Source organism: Prosthecobacter sp. Pr1 (genome assembly GCF_057652315.1).
This window is the reverse complement of record NZ_JBYFBS010000025.1, coordinates 1-22718: the sequence shown is the minus strand read 5'-3', so window position 1 is coordinate 22718 and position 22718 is coordinate 1. Positions and strand designations below refer to the sequence as shown.

The 22718-nt window shown below is 60.1% G+C and carries 16 protein-coding genes; 8 read left to right on the top strand and 8 right to left on the bottom strand.

Features of this window, described 5'->3' with window-relative positions; genetic code table 11:
- The first annotated feature begins 5 nt into the window (after positions 1–5).
- Together AC24GY_RS26525 and AC24GY_RS26520 are read left to right on the top strand one after the other, a co-directional pair.
- A complete protein-coding gene (locus AC24GY_RS26525; RefSeq protein ID WP_487689198.1) occupies positions 6–758 on the top strand; it encodes an SDR family NAD(P)-dependent oxidoreductase in 753 nt (250 codons plus the stop codon).
- 489 nt (positions 759–1247) lie between these two features.
- A complete protein-coding gene (locus AC24GY_RS26520) occupies positions 1248–2663 on the top strand; it encodes a N,N-dimethylformamidase beta subunit family domain-containing protein (protein WP_487689196.1) in 1416 nt (471 codons plus the stop codon).
- 121 nt (positions 2664–2784) lie between these two features.
- Here AC24GY_RS26520 and AC24GY_RS26515 read toward each other — a convergent pair whose 3' ends face one another.
- The 5 genes from AC24GY_RS26515 to AC24GY_RS26495 all read right to left on the bottom strand — a co-directional run bounded on the left by AC24GY_RS26515 (position 2785) and on the right by AC24GY_RS26495 (position 10088).
- On the bottom strand, positions 2785–4134 hold the full coding sequence (locus tag AC24GY_RS26515) for a DUF1501 domain-containing protein (protein WP_487689194.1): 1350 nt from the start codon (positions 4132–4134) through the stop codon (positions 2785–2787).
- Positions 4135–4150: 16 nt separating this feature from the next.
- Positions 4151–6064 (bottom strand): DUF1549 and DUF1553 domain-containing protein, encoded by a 1914-nt coding sequence (locus AC24GY_RS26510; protein ID WP_487689192.1) that lies wholly within the window; start codon positions 6062–6064, stop codon positions 4151–4153.
- Positions 6065–6261: 197 nt separating this feature from the next.
- A complete protein-coding gene (locus AC24GY_RS26505) occupies positions 6262–7767 on the bottom strand; it encodes a polysaccharide lyase (RefSeq protein ID WP_487689190.1) in 1506 nt (501 codons plus the stop codon).
- A gap of 170 nt (positions 7768–7937) precedes the next feature.
- On the bottom strand, positions 7938–9677 hold the full coding sequence (locus tag AC24GY_RS26500) for a M56 family metallopeptidase (protein WP_487689188.1): 1740 nt from the start codon (positions 9675–9677) through the stop codon (positions 7938–7940).
- Positions 9678–9683: 6 nt separating this feature from the next.
- Positions 9684–10088, bottom strand: a complete 405-nt coding sequence (locus AC24GY_RS26495; RefSeq protein ID WP_422320158.1) for a BlaI/MecI/CopY family transcriptional regulator — start codon at positions 10086–10088, stop codon at positions 9684–9686.
- Between the two features lie 138 nt (positions 10089–10226).
- Here AC24GY_RS26495 and murA point away from each other — a divergent pair, with 138 nt between their 5' ends.
- From murA to AC24GY_RS26465, 6 genes are all read left to right on the top strand, one after another.
- The gene (gene murA, locus AC24GY_RS26490) at positions 10227–11492 is read left to right on the top strand and encodes a UDP-N-acetylglucosamine 1-carboxyvinyltransferase (RefSeq protein ID WP_422320159.1); all 1266 of its coding nucleotides are present in this window, start codon (positions 10227–10229) and stop codon (positions 11490–11492) included.
- 614 nt (positions 11493–12106) lie between these two features.
- On the top strand, positions 12107–13015 hold the full coding sequence (locus tag AC24GY_RS26485) for a sugar phosphate isomerase/epimerase family protein (protein WP_487689185.1): 909 nt from the start codon (positions 12107–12109) through the stop codon (positions 13013–13015).
- 43 nt (positions 13016–13058) lie between these two features.
- A complete protein-coding gene (locus AC24GY_RS26480; protein ID WP_487689183.1) occupies positions 13059–13634 on the top strand; it encodes a DJ-1/PfpI family protein in 576 nt (191 codons plus the stop codon).
- A gap of 161 nt (positions 13635–13795) precedes the next feature.
- Entirely contained in the window at positions 13796–15943 is a 2148-nt protein-coding gene (locus AC24GY_RS26475; RefSeq protein WP_487689181.1) for a c-type cytochrome, read from the top strand.
- Positions 15944–16047: 104 nt separating this feature from the next.
- Positions 16048–17481, top strand: coding sequence for a DUF7133 domain-containing protein (locus AC24GY_RS26470; RefSeq protein WP_487689179.1), 1434 nt, complete (start codon positions 16048–16050; stop codon positions 17479–17481).
- A 265-nt stretch (positions 17482–17746) separates the two neighbouring features.
- Positions 17747–18622 carry a DUF4159 domain-containing protein gene (locus tag AC24GY_RS26465; protein ID WP_487689177.1) on the top strand — a complete coding sequence of 292 codons (876 nt, stop codon included), beginning with the start codon at positions 17747–17749 and terminating at the stop codon, positions 18620–18622.
- A 239-nt stretch (positions 18623–18861) separates the two neighbouring features.
- Here AC24GY_RS26465 and AC24GY_RS26460 read toward each other — a convergent pair whose 3' ends face one another.
- The 3 genes from AC24GY_RS26460 to AC24GY_RS26450 form a co-directional block, all read right to left on the bottom strand.
- Positions 18862–20877 (bottom strand): M56 family metallopeptidase, encoded by a 2016-nt coding sequence (locus AC24GY_RS26460; protein WP_487689175.1) that lies wholly within the window; start codon positions 20875–20877, stop codon positions 18862–18864.
- 125 nt (positions 20878–21002) lie between these two features.
- Positions 21003–21398: a BlaI/MecI/CopY family transcriptional regulator gene (locus AC24GY_RS26455; protein WP_487689173.1), complete on the bottom strand. Its 396-nt coding sequence runs from the start codon at positions 21396–21398 to the stop codon at positions 21003–21005.
- A 119-nt stretch (positions 21399–21517) separates the two neighbouring features.
- Positions 21518–22718 (bottom strand): SIR2 family NAD-dependent protein deacylase (locus AC24GY_RS26450; RefSeq protein WP_487689171.1); only part of this gene is annotated, 1201 nt, incomplete at its 5' end.

Sequence of the window (22718 nt, the reverse complement as noted above, 5' to 3'; positions counted from 1 at the left end):
TGCCCATGAATCAAATCGACCTCAAGGACAGAGTTGCCATCATCACCGGTGGTGCACGCGGAATCGGCTACGCCATCGCAGAGCGCCTTCTGCAATCAGGGGCAGGCGTCAGCCTCTGGGACATTGATGCCGCAGCGCTCGAAGCCGCCAAAGCTGAACTCTCCGCCCTCGGCAAAGTGCACACCGCCACCGTGGACCTCACCAGCATCACCTCCGTGGAAGCTGCCGCCGCATCCACCATCGGTGCCTTCGGCAAGATCGACATCCTCGTGAACAACGCCGGCATCGCCGGCACCAACGCCAAGACCTGGGAAACCGACCCCGCCGAATGGCAGCGCGTCATGGCCATCAATCTGAACGGCCCCTTCCACTGCTGCCACGCCGTCGTTCCGCACATGCTCAAAAATGGCTACGGTCGCATCGTCAACATCGCCTCCATCGCCGGTAAAGAGGGCAATCCCAACGCAGCCCACTACAGCGCCTCCAAGGCCGGTGTCGTTGCGTTGACCAAATCTCTCGGCAAGGAGCTCGCCACCAGCAATATCATCGTCAATGCTGTCACCCCGGCTGTGATCGAGACCGACATCCTCAAGCAGATGACGCAGCAGCACATCGACTACATGCTGTCCAAGATCCCCATGAACCGCTTCGGCAAAAAGGAAGAAGCCGCCGCCCTCGTCGCCTGGCTCTCCTCCGAAGACTGCTCCTTCACCACCGGCGCCGTCTTCGACCTCTCCGGCGGCCGCGCGACCTACTGATCGCTGCTCCAAAGGCTCGTCAAACCACCCATAGCCAAGGCGCCGGGGTCTCCTGACCCCGACACCATTCGGCTCATGCCTGGCGATCCTAAAAGGATCAGAGAGATTAGGTATGGTGAAGCGGTGCAGCGTGAACCACCAGCCCCTTCGCATCATGTTCCCCATCTTGGGGCGCATGCCGGAGGTCTGCGAGAAGCCTTCTGCTATCCGATCTGCACGCCTCCATTCTTTCGTCACTTAGCTTCGCCACACACCAGCCCCAACGGGGCTGCGTATTTGAGCCCAGGGTTCGACGAGCCTCAGCGAGGCAACCCTGGGTTTCAGGCATCACGCCGGTGAAGCAAACCCAGTACACCGCTACACCTCACATTCACCAGCAGCGTCTGCAATGCGCTCCGCCGCGCACCCGCTCCGCGATCTTCAAACGCCTCTTGTCATCGGAAACTCTCTCCTCTGATCGTTTTCGCCTCCAACCCGCGTATTCTGCAAATGTCCCTGATCACCGCTGAAAACTCCAAGCCCGGCTCACACGACTGGCAGCTCACCCGCATGCGCCTCGACAAAAACGAGGGCTTTCGCACCCCCTTCATCGAAGGCTACTGCTCGCGCCAGTCCGTGAAAGCAGGCGAGACCCTCGACATCTTCGTCAGCACCCAACCCACCGCCCGCTTCAAGCTCGAAATCTTCCGCACCGGCTACTACGGCGGCTGCGGCGCGCGCCTGATGACCGAACTCGGCCCCTTTGAAGGCAAAGAGCAGCCCGTGCCCGGGATCGGCGAAAAACGCCTCCGCGAATGCCGCTGGGAAAAGACGACCACCATCACCATTCCGCAGGACTGGCTCAGCGGCGTCTATCTCGGCAGGCTCACCACGCTGCCAGCCTCGAAGGACGAACCCTACTGGCAGAGCTACATCGTCTTCATTGTCACCGACGACCGCAAGGCCGACATCCTCTTTCAGTGCAGCGACAACACCTGGCAGGCCTACAACCGCTGGCCGGACAACTACTCGCTCTACACCGATCCCAAAGGCAATCAGGGCCCATGGTCCGATGTGAGCTTTGATCGTCCGTATGCCAAGTATGCGCAGATCTATGAAAATCCGCAGTCCGTCGGCAGCGGCGAGTGGCTGTGCTTTGAGTTTCCCGCCGCCTACTGGCTGGAGAAGGAAGGCTACGATGTAACCTACTGCTCCAATGCCGATATGATCACCCCGGATCACGGTTTGAAATGCAAGGCCTTCATCAGCATCGGGCACGACGAGTACTGGGACATCCGCCAGCACGACAGCGTCGCGAAGATGCGCGATGCAGGCGTCAATCTGCTTTTCCTTTCCGGCAATTCCGTCTGCTGGGTCACACCTTTCTCACCGAATGCCGATGGCGTTCCCAATCGCCGGATCTTCCGCGGCGGCCCCTACGGTGGCGACTACAAGTATGCCGTGGATCGCGAGAAGGATTACGGTCCCTATCCGCATCGCGGGCCGGACGAAGGCTATCTCATGGGCGTGCGCAACATCGACCCCGTGAACGGTGGCGGCGACTGGATCTGCACCAAGCCCGCGCACTGGGTGTTTGCAGGCACCGGCATGAAGCAGGGCGACACCCTTCCCGGCATGATCGGCTGGGAGTATCATGGTGATGCACCGAAGGACCTGCCCGGCCTCGAAATCCTCGCCGCAGGCACCGCCTTCCAGGGCGGCAGCAATCCGCAGCAGTGGCAGGCTGTGATCTTCGACGGCCCGAAAGGAAACTACATCTTCAACGCCTCCACCATCTGGTGGGCCCAGGGCCTGAGCAAGCCCCCCGGCCACATGCCCGTCTGGAGCCACTACTCCCGCCCCCACGGCACCGACCCCCGCGTCCAACGCATCACCGCCAATCTGCTGAAGCGGGCGATTGGTTGACGCATGCTCGAACTTCGCGACAGCGTCCTGGAGTGCTCCAGCCCTCTGGAGCTTTGCGCGGACCGGGAGACGTTCGAAAGCGCCGGAGGACCGGCGCACTCCAAGACGCTGTCGCGCTCCCTCACGCCAGGATCCCCTTCGCCACCTCGCCGCTCACATCCGTCAGCCGGAAATTCCTCCCCGCATAGCGATACGTCAGCCGCTCATGGTTGATCCCCAGCAGATGCAGCACCGTCGCATGCAGATCATGCGTGCCGATGATCCCCGTCTCCGCCTTGTCCCCCATCTCATTCGTGCTGCCATACGCAAAGCCACCCTTCACCCCACCACCCGCCATCCACATGGTGTAGCCCCCACCATTGTGACCACGGCCATTATACGGCTCATTGTCGTAGCCACTGCCACGGCCAAACTCACCACCCCACATAATCAGCGTGTCCTTCAGCATGTCCCTCTGCATCAGATCCGCGATCAATCCCGCAATCGGCTTGTCAATCGAAGTGCACTGCCGCGCCAGGTTGTCCCGCAGCCCATTGTGATGATCCCATCCCGGCGAAGTCAGTTGGATAAACCGCACGCCCTTTTCCGCCATGCGCCGCGCCATCAGACACTGCGTGCCAAAGCGTTCCGTCGCACTGTCATCCAGGCCATAAAGTTCACGAATCTTCTGCGGTTCCTTGTCCAGATCCAGCACCTCCGGCACGCTCGTCTGCATCTTATAGGCCAGCTCATAGCTTTGAATAATCCCCTCGATCTCCGGATTCCCCGGATCACCACTGAGCAGATTGCGATTCGCCTTCTGAATGAACTCGATCTGCTTTCGCTGCTGCGCATCACTCAGCCTCCCATTGCTCAGATCCGGCACGCCTCCGCCTCCCGTGCTCAGCCGCGTCCCTTGAAACGTCGCCGGCAGAAACGCCGACCCATAGTTCATCGCCCCGCCATTGTCCGCCGCCGGATTGATCGTGACAAACCCCGGTAGATCCTCCGCCACCGTGCCGAGTCCATACACAACCCACGCCCCCATCGAAGGCCGCACAAACGTCTCACTCCCGATGTGCAGCGCCACCGTCGCCATCTGGTGCGCATTCGTACGCGTCTGCATCCCGTTCAGCAGACACAGCTCATCCGCATGCTTCGCAAGCTCAGGAAACGCCTCCGAAATCATGATCCCGCTCTTCCCACGCGGCTTGAACTCAAACACGCTCCCCATGTACTTCTGCACCTTGCTCGCCTCTGCCTTCGCCAGCTCCGGCTTGTAATCAAACGTGTCCAGATGGCTCGGCCCGCCCTGCATGAACATAAAAATCACCCGCTTCGCCCTCGCCGCAAAATGCGGCTCCTTCGGCGCCAGCGGATTGATCGTCTTCGGCGGTGCCGCAGCCCCCGCCCACTGCTGATGCAGCGCGTTAAACGCCAGCCAGCCAAAGCCGGTGCTGGTCGATTGGAGAATGGAGCGACGAGTGGTCATGGTAGAAAATGAAAGGTTAAAACACATATCGAAACTCCGCCGTGCCAAGCAGCGCCTGCACCAGCGTCTGTATGTCCAGCTCACCCGCATCGCGAGTTTCCTCAATGGACGGCTCTCTGCCGAGAATCAGTCTGTAGACCGCCTTCACATCCTTCCCAGCTTTCTCCGCAATCTCACCCGCCAGTTCCTCCACCATCGGGTTGTTCATAAAAAACAAAGCCTGCGGAGCCACCGTCGTCACATCCCGCTGCCCCTTGATCTGCGTCGGCCCGGGGAAATCAAACGTGCTGAAAAGCTCCGGCACATTGTCCCGCACCACCGGCAGATAAATCGTGCGATACCCATCTTCCACACTGAGCAACCCACGCGTCAGACCGTGTCGTCCCTTGCCCCCCGTGCCCGCCACCTGAATGCCTTCAGGGCGTTCAAACGTCAGCTTTCCAGCCAGCTGCAGCAGCGTGTCCCGCAGCGGTTCCAGTTCCAGTCGCTTCGCATTCATGCGCCACCGCAGCTTGTTCCCAGCATCCGGGTGTTCAGGATTGCCCGTGCTCGCCAGCCGATACGTGCGGCTCAGCATCATCGCCCGAATCATCTTCTTCACCGACCACCCGCCTTCCACAAAACGAATCGCCAGATGATCCAGCAACTCCGGATGCGTCGGATCACTCCCCGTGATGCCAAAATCATCCACCGTCCGCACGATCCCTTCACCAAACAAATGCTGCCATATTCGATTCACCGCCACGCGTGAGGTCAGCGGATGCGTCGCCTGAGTCATCCACTGCGCCAGCTCCAGCCGCCCGGAGGACTTCGCCGGAATCTTCGGCAGCGGGGGCAGGGCAGGCATGCCCAGCCTCCCACGCTCCAGAGCCGCCTTGCGATCATGCGGATCCCCACCCACCGCCAGCTCGCAGTCTTTCGCCTCACCCTCGATCACACCCATGCAAAAGTGCGGATCCACATCGTAGCGGATCGTCGTCTTCGGATTACCCAGCGCCCGGATGTCATCCATCGAATGAATCCCCTCCGGCAGCTTCGCAGGCGGGCCCACCGCCTCATCCAGCTTCGTCGGCAGATCCACCAGCATCTCCGGATCCACATAACCCGAGCCGTTCATGGCACTCCGATTCGCCTGACCCGGCAGCGTGCGACTGCTGTAAAAAATCCCCGCCAGCGCATAATAATCCTTCTGGCTCACCGGCTCCGTTTTGTGATCATGACACCGCGCGCAGCTCAGCGTCAGCCCCATGAACGCCCGCGACACCACATCAATCTGGTCATCCACCTGATCCAGCACAAACTGCTCATAGTCCCCCTCCTGCAAATTCACGCTCCCCAGCGCCAGCATCCCAGTGCCGACAATCTGGTCACGCTTTTGCAGCACCGTGGTGGCAGGCAGCAGATCTCCCGCAATCTGCTCCGCCACAAACCGATTGTAAGCCTTGTCCGCATTCAGCGAATCAATCACCCAGTCGCGATACTTCCACGCATACGTAAACGGCGCATTCCACACCCGGCCCACACTGTCCGCATACCGCACCACATCCAGCCAGTGCCTCGCCCATCGTTCACCAAAGCGTTCGCTTTGCAAAAACGCATCCACCACCTTCGCAAACGCCGCATCATCCGCCGCCGCATCCTTCACAAATCGCTCAACCTCCTCCTGCGTCGGCGGCAGCCCCCGCAGATCAAACGACGCCCGCCGGATCAGCGTCAGCCGCGAAGCATCCCCAATCGGACGCAGATTCTCCTTCTCCAGCCGCGCAAGAATAAAGCGGTCAATGTCATCCTTCGGCCACGCCCCATCCTTCACCACCGGCACCACCGGACGCAGGATCCGCTGATACGACCACGGCGTGTCATTTTCATATTTCTCTGCAGCGGGAAGAGACGGGCAGGAGATCAGAAGAGCGCAGAGGATGGCATGCACGGTTCTCCCTCTCCCCGCCCCTGACACACAACGACAACAAATAGTTATCTTCGGGGAGAGGGCTGGGGTGGGGGGATCGCCTTTCCGCCACGCCCGAAAGCATGAGCCTGCAAGACCGTGGGAAAATTTAAAAACGCTCATGGGCTGAAGTTTTCATCGCTTGGATCATCAGTGAAGTCAGTGGTTCAAAAGAGGTGTTACTTCTGCGCCTTCAGCCACACGCTCAAGGCCCTCACATTCTGCACAAAATCGAGGCTGTAGATCACTCCACCCGCAGGCCGCGTTTTCTTCCCGCTGGCATCGCGCATCCATCCGCGCTCCTCATCCGTCACGGGCCACGAGCCATCCGCCTGCTGCTCCTTCAAGATCGTCGCAATCTCCCCCTCCGTCGGTGGCGAAGACCACCGCTCCTTCTCCACCCGTGGAAAAACAACACTCTCACCGCGCCCGATCTTCCTTCCCATCGACTCAATCGCGTCCAGCTCACTGTCCCATTTCCACCCATAGTTGGAGGAGGCCTTCTTGTCCGAATAAGTCAGCACAAACCCCTTGCCGCCTTCACCACGCTCAAAGTACAACGGCTTGTTCGTCTGCAACTCATAGTAGCGCGCGATCCTCCCGTCCGGCAGCAGCGACTTTCGCAAATACGCAAGCGCATGCGGCAGCGGTGCCAGGTACTTCTTGTCACCCGTCGCCGCCGCCAGCTTCAGCAGCGCCCACATCGCCGACTGGCTTTCACGTCCGCAGATCGCACTCGGCTCAAACGCACGGCTCCACGCAGGTTGCATCTCCTTATCATACTGCTGCGCCCACGCCGGCTGCGGATCCGGCATCTGCGCCGTGACAAGAAAATCCCCGCCACGCTTCGCCGCCTCCAGATACTTCGCATCCTCGCGCAGTTGCCACGTCAGCAGCAGCGTGCTCATCAGCGTCGCATGCGTGTTGTCATTCAGCACATAGCAGCCCGTGAAATCCTTCGGCCACTTGCGCGGCCAGTCATTCGGATAACTCCCCGCCTTGATCGGATACATCGCCATCGGCGGCGGCGCACTCGGCCACGTGTCCCAGTTCGCGCTCCACCCACCCGCCGGATACTGTGTGGCCATGATCGCATTCAGCGCAAAATCCGCCGCCTCCTTGATCTCCGCATCCTTGCCTCCCAGCGCATGGTCCACCCGCACCAGCAGCCGCGTCGCCGCCTGCGAGACATCATCGTCAAACGTCGAGTAGTTGTTCTTGTTCGGGTGCCTCTTCCACACCTCCCACCCACCTTCACCCTTAGGCACTTTTTTCCGCTCGATAAGCCTGCCATCCCCATCACGCCGGTAAAGCTGCACCCCACGGTTCTTCGCATCAAAATGCCCCGAGTAATCCCAGCCCCCCGAAGCCAGTTGCGTGCGCGCCACCGCATGCGCCGCCTCCACCGCAGCCGCCAGGCACGTCGAATCCTTCGTCGCCTCATACGCATCCAGCATCGCCATCCCCACCGCCGGAGTCCCCGGCGGCTGAATCCAGATCGTGTCCGCCCCCGGAATCCCTTCCGCCTCCCTCAGCGTGAAATCAGCGCTATAACGATAAACATACCCCCCATGCGCCGCCGCCTTGGCATGATAAAAAGTAACAGCCTTCGTGATCGCCGCCGTGACCTCCTGCGAAGTCGCAGACACTGCGTGCGTCGAAAAGACGAAGGCCGAAACCAGCATGACCCAAGACTGCCGAAGTCCCAATGAAGAACCGTACATAAAGTGTTGGTTGGAATCTGGCTTCGACATCGGGAGTTATTCGTCATTCGGACTGACTCATTCGTCATTTGATGCCGCTGGTTCACCCACCGTGGGCATGACCCCACGAAAGGTGACTGCGCAGCTTCCGGCTACTCCGCCTTGATCCCCACATTCTTGTTCCCGTTATCTCTCACGGCATCCACCGTGTTATGCAGCGCACCCAGTGGCACATCCTCATCTCCCGTCACCACGACTTTGGCACTAGGATGCTCCGGCAAAAAGGTGCTCAGGTGCCCCCGCAGTCTTCCCATGGACACTTCCTGGTCACCCACCATCACCGCCTCGCCGTTCTTGATCACTTTGAGGGTGATCGTCTCGCCTGAAGAGGTGGCCTTGTCGCCATCACGCGCCCCTGTCTTCCGGCTGCCTTCACCCTCGCGTTCACCTCCTGTGCGTGGTTTCTCACCATCACGCATGCCGGTCTTGGTAGAGCCTTCGCCGTCTCGCGCACCAGTCTTCCTGCCGCCATCGCCCTCGCGTTCTCCTCCTGTGCGTGGCTTCTCGCCATCGCGCATGCCAGTCTTGGCAGAGCCCTCACCATCACGCCCACCGGATTTCCTGCTTCCGCCTTCACCATCGCGCATGCCCGTTTTCTTGGTGCCTTCGCCATCACCCGTGCCAGTCTTGCGTGCGCCACCATCCCCCTCACGCATCCCGGACTTCTTGGCACCGCCATCACCTTCACGGGCGCGGGCAGGGGCTCCTTCTTCACTTGCTCCAGTCTTCGTCTGCTCAGCAGCAGGTGCACGCGTACCCTCGCGGCTGCGCTCCTTCGCCGGCACCTCTTTTTCCACCGCACGCGCAGTCGTGAATGAGTAGCAAACAAGAACGCTGAGCGTCAAAACGAGCAGCATTTGAATCACAGGCTGACGGGCGGTTGGATGGGCGATCATGTGGATGCGTTGGCGCAGGGTAGGGTGGTTGCGCACGCATGGGGCCAACCCTGCCATGGCCGGTGGTGCGAAAAAGCTTTCTTGAATGCGCAGCAGCGTGTGCCCGTAGTCCAGTCGCTCCGTGGGGGAAAGCAGCTCCAGCGCCCCCGCATCGCAGCGCAGTTCACGGTCCGCCTGAAAGCGCGACACCACAAACCACACCAGCGGATTAAACCAATGCAGCGCCTGCACCGCCGTCGCGGCCCAGTTCCAGATCAAATCATGCTGCTTCACATGCAGCAGTTCATGCAGCAGCACATGCCTCAGGCTGTGCTCATCAAAGCGCGTCTCCCAGTCCTCCGGCAGCAGGATGCTCGGTTGCGCTATCCCCACCACCGCCGGTGTGGTGCCCGCAGGCATCATGACGATGCGCACCTGTTTACGAACACCCGCCTTCTGGCAAAGACTCGCCACCAGCGCACGCAGCAGCGCAGCCGTCGCATGCGGACGCTCACGCAGTTCAAGATCAAACCGCCGCTGCCGATACAACGCCGCCGCAAACACCCCCAGCGCCCCCATCACCCACACACACAGCGCCAGCGTATATCCAGAAATCATTCCCGCAGACTCAGACCCACCACCGATGGATGCCGCAATCATCGGCGCGCTCTCCGCATCCGCCGTCCTCACCACATCCACCGCCGCAGCGAGTGGCGCAGCCGACACCTCACTCATACGCGCCGCCTCATCCTGCTGAAACCACGCCCCCAGCCCAAACCCCGCCGGTATAAAAGCCGGCAGCATCAGCTTCGTCCCCACCAGCAGCCACAAGCCAATGCGCCATGCCGGGCTCAGCCGCGTCCCCAGCATCAGCCGCAGTCCCAGCACGGCCAGAATCAAGAGGCTCGCTTCGAGCGAAGTGCGCAGCAGCCAGTGGAGGAGAGCGTCAGCATTCATGGTGGATTACTTTTTAAGTTTCTTCTCGGCCTGATTCAGCACTTCACGCAGCGCAGCCAGGTCATCTTGCGTCACATCTTCACGTTCCATCAGCCCCGCCACGAAGGGCGTCAGCCGACCGTTAAACACCCGGTCCAGAAAACTCCGGCTCTCCTCATGCTGGCACTGGTCCTGGGCCACCGCAGGCGAGTATCGAAACTCTCGCCCCACCGCCTCCACCGCCAGCGCCCCTTTGTCAGCCAGTCGGCGGATCAGGCTCTGCACCGTGCGCGGCTTCCAGTGCAGCCGCCCTTCCAGCTCCTTCACCACCTCCGCCAGCGTGCTCGTCCCGCGCTGCCAGAAGACATTCATCACCGTCCATTCGGCGTCAGAAATCTTCGGGGCGGGTGGTGTGGGAGCGCGGCGTGACATGGTCGGATTACAAACGTGATCCACGGATTACACGTGTAATCCGACTCGGCAAGAACTTTTTTCAAGCAGTCTTTCATCTGTCAGGATTTCGAAGAATGGCTTGCCACTGCCTCTTTCCGCAGCACAAAGCATCCACCCATGGAAAAACTCATCGTTCACGGCGGCGCACCTCTGAAGGGCCGCATCAACATCAGCGGCTCAAAGAACTCCTCGCTGCCCATTCTCGCGGCCACTCTCCTCACCAAAGACACCTGCACCATCCGCCGCGTGCCCGATCTCAGCGACACCAATTACATGGTCCGCATCCTCGGTGAACTCGGTGCCGAGGTCGAGCGCGCCAGCGGCGTCGTCGTCGTCAAAGCGGAGAAGATCAAATCCGTCGCACCTTATGATCTCGTCCGCAAAATGCGCGCCTCCATCTGCGTGCTCGGCCCTCTCACAGGCCGTTTGAAAAAATGCACCGTCTCACTCCCCGGCGGCTGCGTCATTGGTGATCGCCCCGTCGATCTCCATCTCAAAGGCCTCGAAGCCCTTGGCGCGCAGATCACCGTGGAAGGCGGAGACATCTTTGTGAACGCCAAGAAAGGCTTCAAAGGCGGCCCCATGAATCTCATGGGCAAGCACGGCTCCACCGTCCTCGGCACGGACAACGTCATGATGGCCGCCGTCCTCGCCAAAGGCACCACCATCATCGAAGGCGCTGCCGCCGAGCCTGAAGTCGAGGACCTTGCAAACTTCCTCATCAAGATGGGCGCCAAGATTGAAGGCGCAGGCACCCACCGCATCACCATCGAAGGCGTCAAAGAACTCCACGGCGCAGAGCACACCGTCATCCCAGACCGCATCGAGGCCGGCACATTCCTTGTCGCCGGTGCCATGCTCGGCGATGGCGTCACCCTCAAGCGGGTCATGCCGGAACACATGAAAGCCGTCACCGATGCCCTGATCAAATGCGGCTTCCCCATCGACATCACCAAGGACAGCATCACGGTGAAGCCCAATCCAAACGCCAAAGGCTTCGATCTCACCACCCTCTGCTACCCCGGTTTCCCCACCGACATGCAGGCCCAGATGTGCGCCCTCGCCTGTGTCATCAATGACACCAGCACCATCACCGAGACCATCTTCCCGCAGCGCTTCATGCACTGCGCCGAAATGAAGCGCATGGGCGCCAACATTGATCTCCAGGGCGCCACCGCCCGCATTCGCGGCGGCAGCGTCATGAAGGGCGCCCCCGTCATGGCCTCAGATCTCCGCGCCTCCGCCGCCCTCGTCCTCGCCGGCCTCGTCGCCGAAGGCAAAACCGAGATCAACCGCCTCTACCACATCGACCGCGGCTACGAACACCTCGACGACAAACTCGCCGCCCTCGGCGCCCAGCTCGAACGCGTTCAGGACAAGTGAGGCTGGAGGCCGAGGTGCAAAGATCCGATCACGCCAAGCCTTTCACCTCGCAGAATCTAGGACTCCCTCCTTTTAGGCAATCATTCATCAATGCCCTCCTCCTCAGGATGGGGGGATATGCAATGCATTGCGTTGTGTCGCGGACTTACTTTCGAAGTGGTCCAACGCGCATCTCCTCTCCCCGCCCCAAGCTTCGCTTTTTCAAGACAACCTTCGGGGAGAGGCCGGGTGAGGGGCCGACATTCCGATGACGCTTCATATGGCAGTCCAGGCCCGCCGATTGGAAGATAGCGGTGTGTTGTGTTGCGGACTCACTTCCGAAGTGGCCCAATGCGCATCTCCTCTCCCCGCCCCAAGCTTCGCTTTTTCAAGACAACCTTCGGGGAGAGGCTGGGTGAGGGGCCGAAACTCCGATTACGATCCGTATCAGCACTGTCTGAAACATGTTACACCGTGCGCCTCTGGTGTTGCCTCGGCACCAATGTCTGGAACGATCGCTTCTTTGAACGAACTTCTTTTTTGCCGACAGACGTCGTCTTGTTGCCGCCGCAAAACCTGAAGAACCCAAATCAAAGTCTGAATGAAGACGCGCCCGCCCCGTCGTTTACTCCCCCATGACCAGCCGCCGTCGCTTCCTGCAATCACTCTCCGCTCTCGCCGCCGCCCCCGCGTTCGCCGCAGAGCCACCGCCGTGGAAGCTGAATTACATGCTCGCCTCCTCCATGTATGGCAGCCTTCCTCTGGCCGAGATCCTCCCCGAAGTCAAAAAGACCGGGGCCACCAGCATCGAACTCTGGCCCAAAAAACACGGCACCCAGCGCGAGGAGATCGACACCATCGGCCACGACAAATTCGCCGCCCTGCTCAAGGACCACGGCCTCACCTTCGGCGGCACCACCCGCTATGATCTCGGCCCCTTCCGCCTCACCGAAGAGATCGCCATCGTGAAAAAACTCGGCGGCACCTTCATCGTCGCTGGCGGGGCAGGGGACTACAAGGTCTCTCCCGAGCAGCTCAAGCTGAACGTCAAAGCCTTCGTGGAAAAGATGAAACCCCACGCCGCGCTCGCCGCCGAAAACGGCCTCACCCTCGGCATCGAAAACCACATCAACAACCTCATCGACACCCCCGACTCCCTCCGCTGGCTCGCCGATGGCATCCGCAGCATCCCCGGCATCGGCATCGCCTTCGCCCCCTATCACCTCCCGCAGGAAGAAAAGCTGCTCGCAGACCTCATCCAGCACATCGACCAAAAAATGACGCTCTTCTACGCCTGGGAATACGGCAAGAGCTGCTCCAAGGCCATGCCCAAGGAAGACGAACTCCAGCAGCTGCCCGGACGCGGCAAGCTCGACTGGAAACCCCTGCTGCAAGCCCTCAAAGCCATCAAGTTCACCGGCCCCACCGAAATCTTCATGCACCCCACCCCCCGCGGCATCCCCATCCTGCCCACCCTCGCCGAATCCACCGCCGAAATCGTCCGCGCCAAAAACCACCTCGACAATCTCATCACCACTCTTTAATCCAGCATCTAGTAACAAGAATCCAGCCCACACCCACCACACCATGTCCGAAGCCAAAGTCCTCATCATCGTCGGCGACGCCACCGAAACCGTTGACACCCTCTACCCCTTCTACCGTCTCATCGAAGGCGGCTACAAGCCCGTCGTTGCCGCGCCGGAAAAACGGAAATACCAGATGGTTCTTCACGAAATCAAGCCCGGCTGGACCATCACCAAGGAGTGGGAAGGCTACAGCATCGACGCCGACATCGCCTTCAAGGACATCAATCCCGAAGAATACGTCGGCATCTTCTTCAGCGGCGGCCGCGCCCCTGAATACATCCGCGAAGACCTCGATCTCATACGCATCACCAAATGGTTCTGGGAGCAGAAAAAGCCCTGCGCCAGCGTCTGCCACGGCGTCGAAATCCCCGCCCGTGCAGACATCGTCAAAGGCCTTCGCATGGCCACCGTCGCCAAGTGCAAATTCGACCTCGAAATCTGCGGCGGCATCTACGTGAACGAACCCTGCGTCATCGACCAGCACATGTACTCCGGCCGCACCTACCACGACTCCGGCCACTTCATCGCCCCCTGGATCAGAGCCCTCGACGCCGAGCGCGCCAAGATGGGCATCTAACTCCGATGTGAACGGTCGCAAAACGACGCAAAAATAACTGCATCAAGACTCAGCATCTTTTTTGCGGTTTCTGCGTTTTTTTTGCGGCCATCTCCAGGCGCATCCTTCGAAGCAAAGAAACTTAATAAGTGGCCGCAAAGCGACGCAAAGAAAACGCAAAAATGAATTCATCAAAACTCTGGACCCTTTTTGCGGCCTCTGCGTTTTTTTGCGGCCATCTCCAGGCGCATCCTCTCCAGGCCGAGCCTATCAACCACGCCTTCGTCTACACCTTCGATCAGTTCCACATTCCCGAAGACCCCGACGAATCACTGGTCAATGGCGGCCTGCTGCTCCTCGCAGAGCTGAACTGCACCACTTGCCATGCCGTGCCGAAGTCATGGGAGGAACGACTCAAGCCCAAGCCCGGCCCCGACCTTAGCGCCGTGGGCTCCCGCCTCGATCCAGACACCCTCTGGCTCATGATCCGCAGTCCGCAAAACCGCAAGAAGGGCACGCAGATGCCCGGCTTGTTTGCAGGTGCGGAAGGCGATGACGAAAAAGTCGAAGCCCTCGTCGAGTACCTCAGCAGCCTGAAACAGCCCCAGCCCAAAGTCCCCGCTGGCGATGTCGAGCGCGGCAAGGATCTCTATCACAAAGTCGGCTGCGTCGCCTGCCATGAGCCCGCCAAAGACGTGCGTCCGCCCAAGGTCGCCGCAGATGCCGAAGTCGAAAAACCCGGCAATGCCTCCGTGCCCATCGCCCTCGCCGATGCCTACGACTTCACCGCTCTCTCCCACTTCCTCCACAATCCTCTCTCCATCCGCCCCTCAGGTCGCATGCCCGACATGCGCCTCACCGCCCAGCAAGCCTCTGACATAGCTGCCTACCTCCACGTCGGCCGCGTCGCCGAAAAAGCCACCGCCCGCGCAGCCCTCAAGCTCCCCAAGCAAACCATCGAAAAAGGCCGCCAGCTCTTCGAACAGCTCAACTGCATCGCCTGCCACAAATCCAGTTCTGCAGCTCCCGTCTCCGCCGGTTCCAGTATTGTAGTCCCGGCTTCAGCCGGTTCCGGAAGCTCCGCAAAACCCACCACCCCCAAACCCCTCAAAGACCTCGCCCAAGACCAAGGCTGCCTCGCCGAAAAACAACCCTCCGGCACCCCGCGCTTCGACCTCAACGCCCTCGAAAAACGCGCCATCAAACTCGCCCTGGCTCTCATCCAAAAAGAAGACGCCCCCAAGCTCACCGCCCAGGAAAAAATCGACTGGCAGCTCACCCGCCTGAACTGCTACGCCTGCCACGATCGCGATGGCAAAGGCGGCCCCGAAGATCCACGCGCCCAGTACTTCGGCGTGAACGACCCCGGCGCCGAATCCCTCGGCCAGCTCGGTAACCTGCCACCAAATCTCGACAAAGTCGGTCGCAAACTCACACGCGGCTGGTTCGAGAAAATCCTCTGGGGCAAAGACGGCAGCGTCCGCCCCTACATGGACACCCACATGCCCAGCTTCGGCCGCGAACAAACCGAAATGGTCATCGCCTGGCTGAACGAAGCCGACGCCCTGGAAAAACCCTTCCAGATCGATGTCAGCGGCCTCGCCAAGCACCACCGCGCCGAAGCCGGACGCCAGCTCCTCGGAGCCAAGGGCCTCGCCTGCGTCGCATGCCATGGCATGAAGGATCGCAAATCCCTCGGCCCACCCGTCATCCGCCTCACCCACACCGTGGAACGCCTGCAGCCCGAATATTTCAAAGAGCTCCTCCTCAATCCCCAGGTCACCCAACCCGGCACCGTCATGCCACCCATGTTTATGGGCCGCAAAAAAGCCGATCAGGAAATCGAGAGCATCTGGACCTACCTCCGCGAGATCGAAGGCCAGCCGCTCCCCGAAGGCCTCATGTCATCCGCCGATTTCGAATTGAAGCCCGATGCCGAAAAGCGCCCCATCATCTTCCGCAGCTTCATCGAAGGCGTCGGCACCCACGCCATCGGCGTCGGTTTCCCCGGCGGACTCAATGCCGCCTTCGATGCCAAGACCAGCCGCTGGGCCATCCTCTGGAAAGGCCGCTTCCTCGATGCCATGAGCAACTGGCAGGACCGCTCCATGCCCCCCATCAAGCCCCTCGGCACCGATATAAAGCCCATGCCAGCATCTACCAGCGAACGCATCTACGGCGGCTACACCCTCGGCAAAGACGGCGTCCCCACCTTCCGCTATCGTGAGGATGGGCAGCAGGTAGAGGATACGCTGCGTCCGGTGCAGGGTGGCTTTGAACACGTGATCAGCAAAAACGGAAAGCAAACGAAGGAGATCTTGTCATGGTAGTCGCGAAGCGTTTTGGAGTGCTCCAGTCCTCTGGAGCTTTGCGTAGGCCTGTGGACGTTCGAAAGCGCCGGAGGACCGGCGCACTCCAGAACGCTTTCGCGCTTTTGTTGATCGCGTCCTCATTACACGCCCAGGACCAGTCCACCTACTACCGCACCGAAACCTACGAGCTCCCCAAAGGCGTCAATTTCGAAGCCAGCGGCATCGCCGTTCTCCCCGATGGCAAACTCGCCGTCGGCCTCCGCAAAGGTGAAGTCTGGATCGCTCAAAATCCCTCCGACACCGCCAAGCCCGACTTCAAACTCTTCGCCAGCGGCCTGCACGAAATCCTCGGCCTCGCATGGCATGATGGAGCACTTTATGCCACCCAGCGCTCCGAAGTCACCAAGCTCCGCGACACCGACTCCGACGGCAAAGCCGACGAATACCTCAGCGCCTCCACCGGCTGGGGCGTCTCCGGCGCCTACCACGAGTACGCCTACGGCCCCGTGTTCGACAAAGAAGGCAATCTCTACACCTCGCTAAACTCCAGCATGGGCAAAGCCTGGAAAGGCGCAGGCGATGAAGAAAAACATCCCCTCTGGCGCGGCTGGGTCGTGCGCATGACCAAGGACGGAAAACTCGAGCCCTTTTGCGCCGGATTTCGCAGCCCCTGCGGCATCGGCCAAAACGCCGAAGGCGACATCTTCATCACCGATCAGCAGGGCAACTGGATGCCCACCACGCCGCTGATGCACGCACGCAAAGGAGCTTACTTCTCCCACGCCGAATCCATCCCCGACGCCATGCGTCCCGAGTCCCCGGTCAAAATCGCCGCCAAGCAGCCCGACGGCATCACCGTCGCCGAAGCCATAAAAACCGTCCAGGGCTACACCCCTCCAGCCGTCTGGCTCCCTTACGTCAAGATGGGCCAGAGCGGCACCGGCATCACCTGCGATCTCAGCCCCGGCAAATTCGGCCCCTTCGAAAAACAGATGTTCCTCGGCGAATTCGTCCTCAGCGGCGTGAACCGCGTCTTCCTCGAAAAAGTCGGCGGCGAATACCAGGGCGCCTGCTTCCCCTTCATCGATGGCCTCCAATGCGCCGCCCTCGCCCTCAATTTCCTCCAGGACGGCTCCCTCGTCGTCGGCCAGTCAAACCGCGGCTGGAACAGCAAAGGCAATCGCCCCTTCGGCCTCCAGCGCATCGTGTGGACCCATAAGACCCCGCTCGAAGTCCAAAAAATGGAGCTCACCCAATCCGGCTTCCGCTTCACCTTCACCCTCCCCGTGGATCCTGCCAGCATCACCACCCTCACCGGCCAGAGCTACACCTACCCCTTCCAAAGCAAATACGGCGGCGACGAGCTCGACACCCAGCCCCTCACCATCACCTCCAGTAAACTCTCCTCCGACGGCCTCGTCCTCGACATCGTCTGCTCCACCCTCCGCCCCGGTTACGTCCACGAGTTCCAGCTCCCCCAGCTCAAATCCAAAGAAGGCTCCCCCCTGTGGCACCGCATGGCCTACTACACGCTCAACAAGCTCATCGCCGAATAACGCGATGTAGTGGATTTGGCATCATTTCGTGTCCGACAAATCCAGGGCGGCCAAAGCGATTCTCCCTCTCCTCGCCCCTGACATACGCCAACAACGATGATTCCTCTTCGGGGAGAGGGGTGGGGTGAGGGGGGGCGTTTTTGCCACCGCTGCACAGGCAGACAGCGGTAGGACGGCCAGCTTTCTTGTCGCCACAGCCCATCATAAATCGTCCACAATAGAAAACCTCTCGCCATCCCTCCCCCTCATCGGGTAAAACCCACCCATGAGATTCTGGAAATGGCTCCTGCCATGCCTCGCGCTTTTCACCTTGGGGCAGTCCCATTCACAGGGTGTCCCCGAAAATCGCCGCGCCACCTACCGGGGCAGGGAAGTCCAGTTCCCCAATGACGCACGCCAGTTCAAAGGCTGGCGCCACTACGGCCAAAACGCCCCCGTCTGGGATCTCCCCGCAGAGCTCCCCAAAGACGTCTTCACCTTCGCACGCCTCTGCTACCCTTTCCGCCGTGGCGGCCGCTGGACCGCTGATTACCCCGAGGCCGATCTCAATTTCTCCTTCCGCCTCCACCAGCTCACCTCCGTCCAGGTGAATCCTTATCCCGTCATCCTCGACATCGATCCCGCCCAACTCCGCCACCACCCCTTCCTCTACGTCTCCGAGCCCGGCCACATGGACATCACCACCGCCCAGGCCCGCGTCCTTCGCGACTACATGCTCAATGGCGGCTTCATCCTCATGGATGATTTCTGGGGCGGCGATGAATGGAAAGGCTTCGAGCCCGCCTTCAAAAAAATCTGGCCTGATCGCAGCTACGAAGAGCTCAAGCCCGACCACCCCATCTTCCACAGCGTCTACGATCTCCCCTCGCCACCCCAGGTCCACAGCAACGTCTACTGGGCCGAGATGAACCAGCATGGCCGCACCAACATGCACAACGAGATCCGCAAAGACTCCGCCACCCCGCACTTCCGTGCCGTCTTCGATGATCGCGGCCGCATGGTCATGCTCATCTGCCTCAACAACGACCTCGGCGACGGCTGGGAGCAGGAGCAAAGCGATCCCTGGTACTTCACCCACGTCTCCGAAAAGCACGCCTACCCCCTCGGCATCAACATCGTCTTCTACGCCCTCACCCATTAGCTCCCACGGAGGATAGGCCTCCGGCCTGTCAACGGCCTGGGGCTTCCAGCCTCAGTCAGGATCTACAACATCTCCGCTGCCTCACCCATGAGCGCGCACGAAGCAGCCACCTCCGGGAAGTACGACAGACACTCCTGTCTGTCGATCAGCGGCACCGCAATGTCCCTTCGTCCGCGCTCAGTCCCAAGACCCGCAGACAAATGTGCCTGTCATGCTGCAGGCCGCGCACCTTGGTAGCCTCACTTCTCCGGCACCGTCAGCACATCCCCATCCTCCAGCGCCTTCGCGCTGTCCTTCTCCAGATCCACAAACGAAAACTGAAACCCCCGTTTCAGCCGGATCAGCCCGCCTGCCGCACGCTCGCTCAGCCCCTGCGCCTCCTTCACCAGATCCCCCACCGTCATCCCCGGCTTCAGCACATAGAGCCCCTGGCGTTTCACCTGCCCCAGCACCGTCACCGTCAGCTCCTGCGGTGCCGTTGCAGCACCATTCTTCGGTACCACCGCAGCCGTCTCCTTCGGCACCACCGCCACCTTCCCAGCCTCCACCGCATTCGCCTGGATGATGAAAAACACCAGGTCCTTCGTCTTCGGCATGCTGCTCGTCAGCGGCGTCGCGTCCGGGCTCCCCAGCCCGCCAAACACCACGCTCTGCCCAGACTCCATCACAAAGCTCGCTGTCGTCTTCATCGTGTGGAAAATCGGCTGCTGGATCTTGTTCTCAGACACCACCTTGCCTTCGTGCGTGATCGGGCTGCCGTACTCCATAAACCCCTCAAAGCTCGTCGCCTCCGGCGTCACCGTCAGGTCGATGCTCCCATTCTCCGCCAGCGTCGGCACCACCTCCATCCGCACCCCCACCGGCTTCATTTCAAAAGCCGTCGGCGTCGTCGGGATCAGCGGCTCGGTCTTCGTCGCCTGCTTCGGCGGATCAAATTCCGTGGGATAGATGAACTCACGCACCACCTCCACCGTCGCCTTCTGCCCGCTGCGTGTCGTCACGGAGGGCGCGCTCATCAGGTTCACGCCCTTCTGCTGGCTCAGCTTGCGCAGCAGGTTGTTGGCGTGCTCCTCGTTTAAAATACCCAGGCTCTGCAGCCCGGACTTGTTCCCATCCAGCGTCAGCCCCGCCTCCGCCAGCATCGGCGAGTCCATGGGAATGCTCACAAATCGGCTCTTCACCATGATCTGCTTCGGTGCCACCGGCTCCGCCTTCCGGCACGCACTCAGCCCCGCCAGCCCAAACGCCCCCGCCACCGCCGGCACCAGCAGCCCCAGCTTCTGCACCATAGAGTACCCACCGCGCTCACGACCCGCCTGCACCAGGCTTGCCAGCCGCCCACGCATCGCCTTCGCGCTCGCAGACACCGCCAGCGCCAGCGGCATCCATGGCCGCGCCGTGCTCCCCAGTCCCGCCACCGCCGCCAGCAGCTCTTCGGCAAAATCATCCGCACTCACCCCGCTGCGCTCCAGCGCCACATCATCGCACGCCTGCTCACGCGCCCTCGCGCTCGCCCTCAGCATCACCCATACCAGCGGGTGAAACCACAGCAGCAGCGCCGCCACCGTCGTCAGCAGCGTGACCAGCACATCCCCGCGCGCGATGTGCGCCAGCTCATGCCGCAGCACCAGCCTCAGCCGCTTCTCCTCCCACCCCGCCGCCTGCACCGGCAGCAGCACCGTCTTCTTGGAAATCCCCCACGTCATCGGCACCGCGCACACCGCGCTCATCCGCAGGCACGTCACCGGCAGCTCCAGGCGCAAAGCCCCCGCCTCCTCCGCAAAACACCGCTGCATGGTAGTATCTACCACCATGTGAGATTCCGCCCTCAGCCTCCGCAGCGTCCAGGCCGAGCCCCCCAGCACCACCGCACCCGCGCAGATGCCCCCCAGCCACAGCACCGCCCACAGCGGCGAATACGGCACCTCCTCCTGCGCCACCGTCACCGACACCGTCGAAGCCACCGTTGGCGGCACATCCTCATTGTTCAGCGCCACCGTGGTTTCAAGTCCCCCCGCAGTCTGCGGAGAATGCAGCGCTCCCCATGAAATCCGCCACACCGGCGCGATAAAGCTGCACCCCATCACCACAGGGATCAGCATCAGCGCCGAAGCCAGAATAAAATGCCGCCGCGCCGCCGCCATCCGCCGCACCCCCATCGTCACCCCTCCCGCCAGTGCCAGCAGTACCGTCGTTTGCAGCGTCACATCCAGCAGCCAGCCCGGTGTGAAAGAAAGAAAAAGCTCAGTGCTCATAGATTGCGTTGTTGTTTGCTAACGTGGTTGTGAATCATTGAAAAAATCTGCGCAGCAGAGGCTCAAAACACCGCATGTCGTCTTAGGCTCAATCTCTGCGGCGTTCCCATCTCTGCGGTGTAAAATCAGGCCTTCTTGGCCCTCTTGTCCGTCTTCGCCCCATCCAAAAACCCCCTCAGCTCCTTCACCTCCTCCTCGCTCAGCCTCGTCCCCGGCGCGCTCAGATACGCCGCCAGCGCCTGCGTCAGCGATCCCCCGAAAAACGTCCCGATCACCCGGCTCAGCGTGCTCTGCCCCACCTCCTCCCGCGAATGCACCGGCTGGTAGATAAACTCCCGCCCCTCCTGCCGGTGCTTCAGCTGTCCTTTCCCCTCCAGAATCGTCAGGATCGATCTCAGCGCCGCCCGCGTCGGTGGCTTCTCCATTCCCTCAAGAATCTGCGACAGCGTCGCCTCCCCCTGCGCAAACACCAGGTCCATCACCTCCCGCTCACGGCGGCTCAATTGGGCAATTTTCTTCATGGGTTGAAATTTCAACCCATGTTGGCCCAAGAGTCAATACCAAAGATTGAATTTTCAATCTTTGAGAGTGGGCTGTGGCGAAAAAGTCGCAAGCCATAGGGTCACATAAAAATGCACTCTTAAAAAACGTCGGGGAACTGTGAAGCAAATCTCTGCGTAACGTTCAATATGTTTAGGGCGTCGGCTTTGGATGGCGTTGCTTGTTCGTGAACCGCAGTGTTTCGTATGTGAAGCACTTTTGAAAGTTCGGGGGAAAGATGGCCATCGATAATTTGGTTGTCCGTGAGGTGCTTCAGGACACGAATAAGTGGTATTTTACCTGGTGAGTGCAGTGTAGTCTCAGCTACGGCTGTTTTCCCAGCAAGTCGTCTCAGTCCACCATCAAGAATGATCGAAGATTCAAGGATGGATGCACGATAATGTCCGGCTTGAAGAAGTTGCTGAGCCTTCTGAAGTTGATCTCCAATTAATACTGATTGAATGGCTAGACGCAGTGATTCAATGGCAGTTGAACCATCCCCAGTATATTTAATTACTCGTTGCCAGCTAATATCGAAAGGCAAACTATCGACACTTTGGCTAAGCAGAATTATTGGCTTGCCAGCAGCTTGAGCCAACCCCAATTCAAAAAGAACATTGGGGTTATTGGTCGTCAGATCAACGATACAAAGTCGTGCTTGCTGAATGGCCACTCTTATTTGCTCAAAGACCGAACCGGGGGCGGTCATTTCGTCAGCTCTAATCACTGATAGTCCCGAATCAGTTACAACTGGAGCAATGAGTGTCCGGTAAACAATATCAAATTGACCACCGAATGGCATAAGCACAAAGCAGAGTTTGGACGTTGCAGTCAAAATTGATGCGAGTTCCGGGGACGTGATTGCTTCTGTGACGATCTTCTTTTCTACGTGCTCAAATGCGTCCGGGCGTGATTCCCGCAACTTTGTTCCGCCTTCAGAATCAAGCCTATTTAAAATTTTCTCAAAAAATTCTGCGAGAGCGTGATCTCTGCTCTTCCCCCCTTTAGTAGAAAGAGAGATAATATGAACCCTTTGATCCAATGCTTTCTCGTGATCCTCTGGTGAACAGTTAAATTGAATGGAATACGCCATTCGTTCAAAGTTTCCTAGCCTAGACCTAATAACACTGCGGATTTGTAAAAAATCCGGATCAGTCAGGCTGTAACCGATAAAAAGCGGGGTTCTGGTTATCAACATCGCCGAAAGATGTGTTGCGATAACCGGATACTTAGTCATAAAACTATCGTAGTCAGGTCTTGTTACGGTGATATGTTCCTCGTGACGAAGATCGCCATGCATT

Excerpts from the sequence above, each read along its gene's own strand:
- AC24GY_RS26480 (WP_487689183.1), top strand. The coding sequence starts at position 13,059 with ATGTCCGAAGCCAAAGTCCTCATCATCGTCGGCGACGCCACCGAAACC.
- AC24GY_RS26505 (WP_487689190.1), bottom strand. The coding sequence starts at position 7,767 with ATGCTGGTTTCGGCCTTCGTCTTTTCGACGCACGCAGTGTCTGCGACT.
- AC24GY_RS26525 (WP_487689198.1), top strand. The coding sequence starts at position 6 with ATGAATCAAATCGACCTCAAGGACAGAGTTGCCATCATCACCGGTGGT.
- AC24GY_RS26485 (WP_487689185.1), top strand. The coding sequence starts at position 12,107 with ATGACCAGCCGCCGTCGCTTCCTGCAATCACTCTCCGCTCTCGCCGCC.
- AC24GY_RS26455 (WP_487689173.1), bottom strand. The coding sequence starts at position 21,398 with ATGAAGAAAATTGCCCAATTGAGCCGCCGTGAGCGGGAGGTGATGGAC.
- AC24GY_RS26460 (WP_487689175.1), bottom strand. The coding sequence starts at position 20,877 with ATGAGCACTGAGCTTTTTCTTTCTTTCACACCGGGCTGGCTGCTGGAT.
- AC24GY_RS26465 (WP_487689177.1), top strand. The coding sequence starts at position 17,747 with ATGAGATTCTGGAAATGGCTCCTGCCATGCCTCGCGCTTTTCACCTTG.
- AC24GY_RS26500 (WP_487689188.1), bottom strand. The coding sequence starts at position 9,677 with ATGAATGCTGACGCTCTCCTCCACTGGCTGCTGCGCACTTCGCTCGAA.
- AC24GY_RS26520 (WP_487689196.1), top strand. The coding sequence starts at position 1,248 with ATGTCCCTGATCACCGCTGAAAACTCCAAGCCCGGCTCACACGACTGG.
- murA (WP_422320159.1), top strand. The coding sequence starts at position 10,227 with ATGGAAAAACTCATCGTTCACGGCGGCGCACCTCTGAAGGGCCGCATC.
- AC24GY_RS26515 (WP_487689194.1), bottom strand. The coding sequence starts at position 4,134 with ATGACCACTCGTCGCTCCATTCTCCAATCGACCAGCACCGGCTTTGGC.
- AC24GY_RS26495 (WP_422320158.1), bottom strand. The coding sequence starts at position 10,088 with ATGTCACGCCGCGCTCCCACACCACCCGCCCCGAAGATTTCTGACGCC.
- AC24GY_RS26475 (WP_487689181.1), top strand. The coding sequence starts at position 13,796 with ATGAATTCATCAAAACTCTGGACCCTTTTTGCGGCCTCTGCGTTTTTT.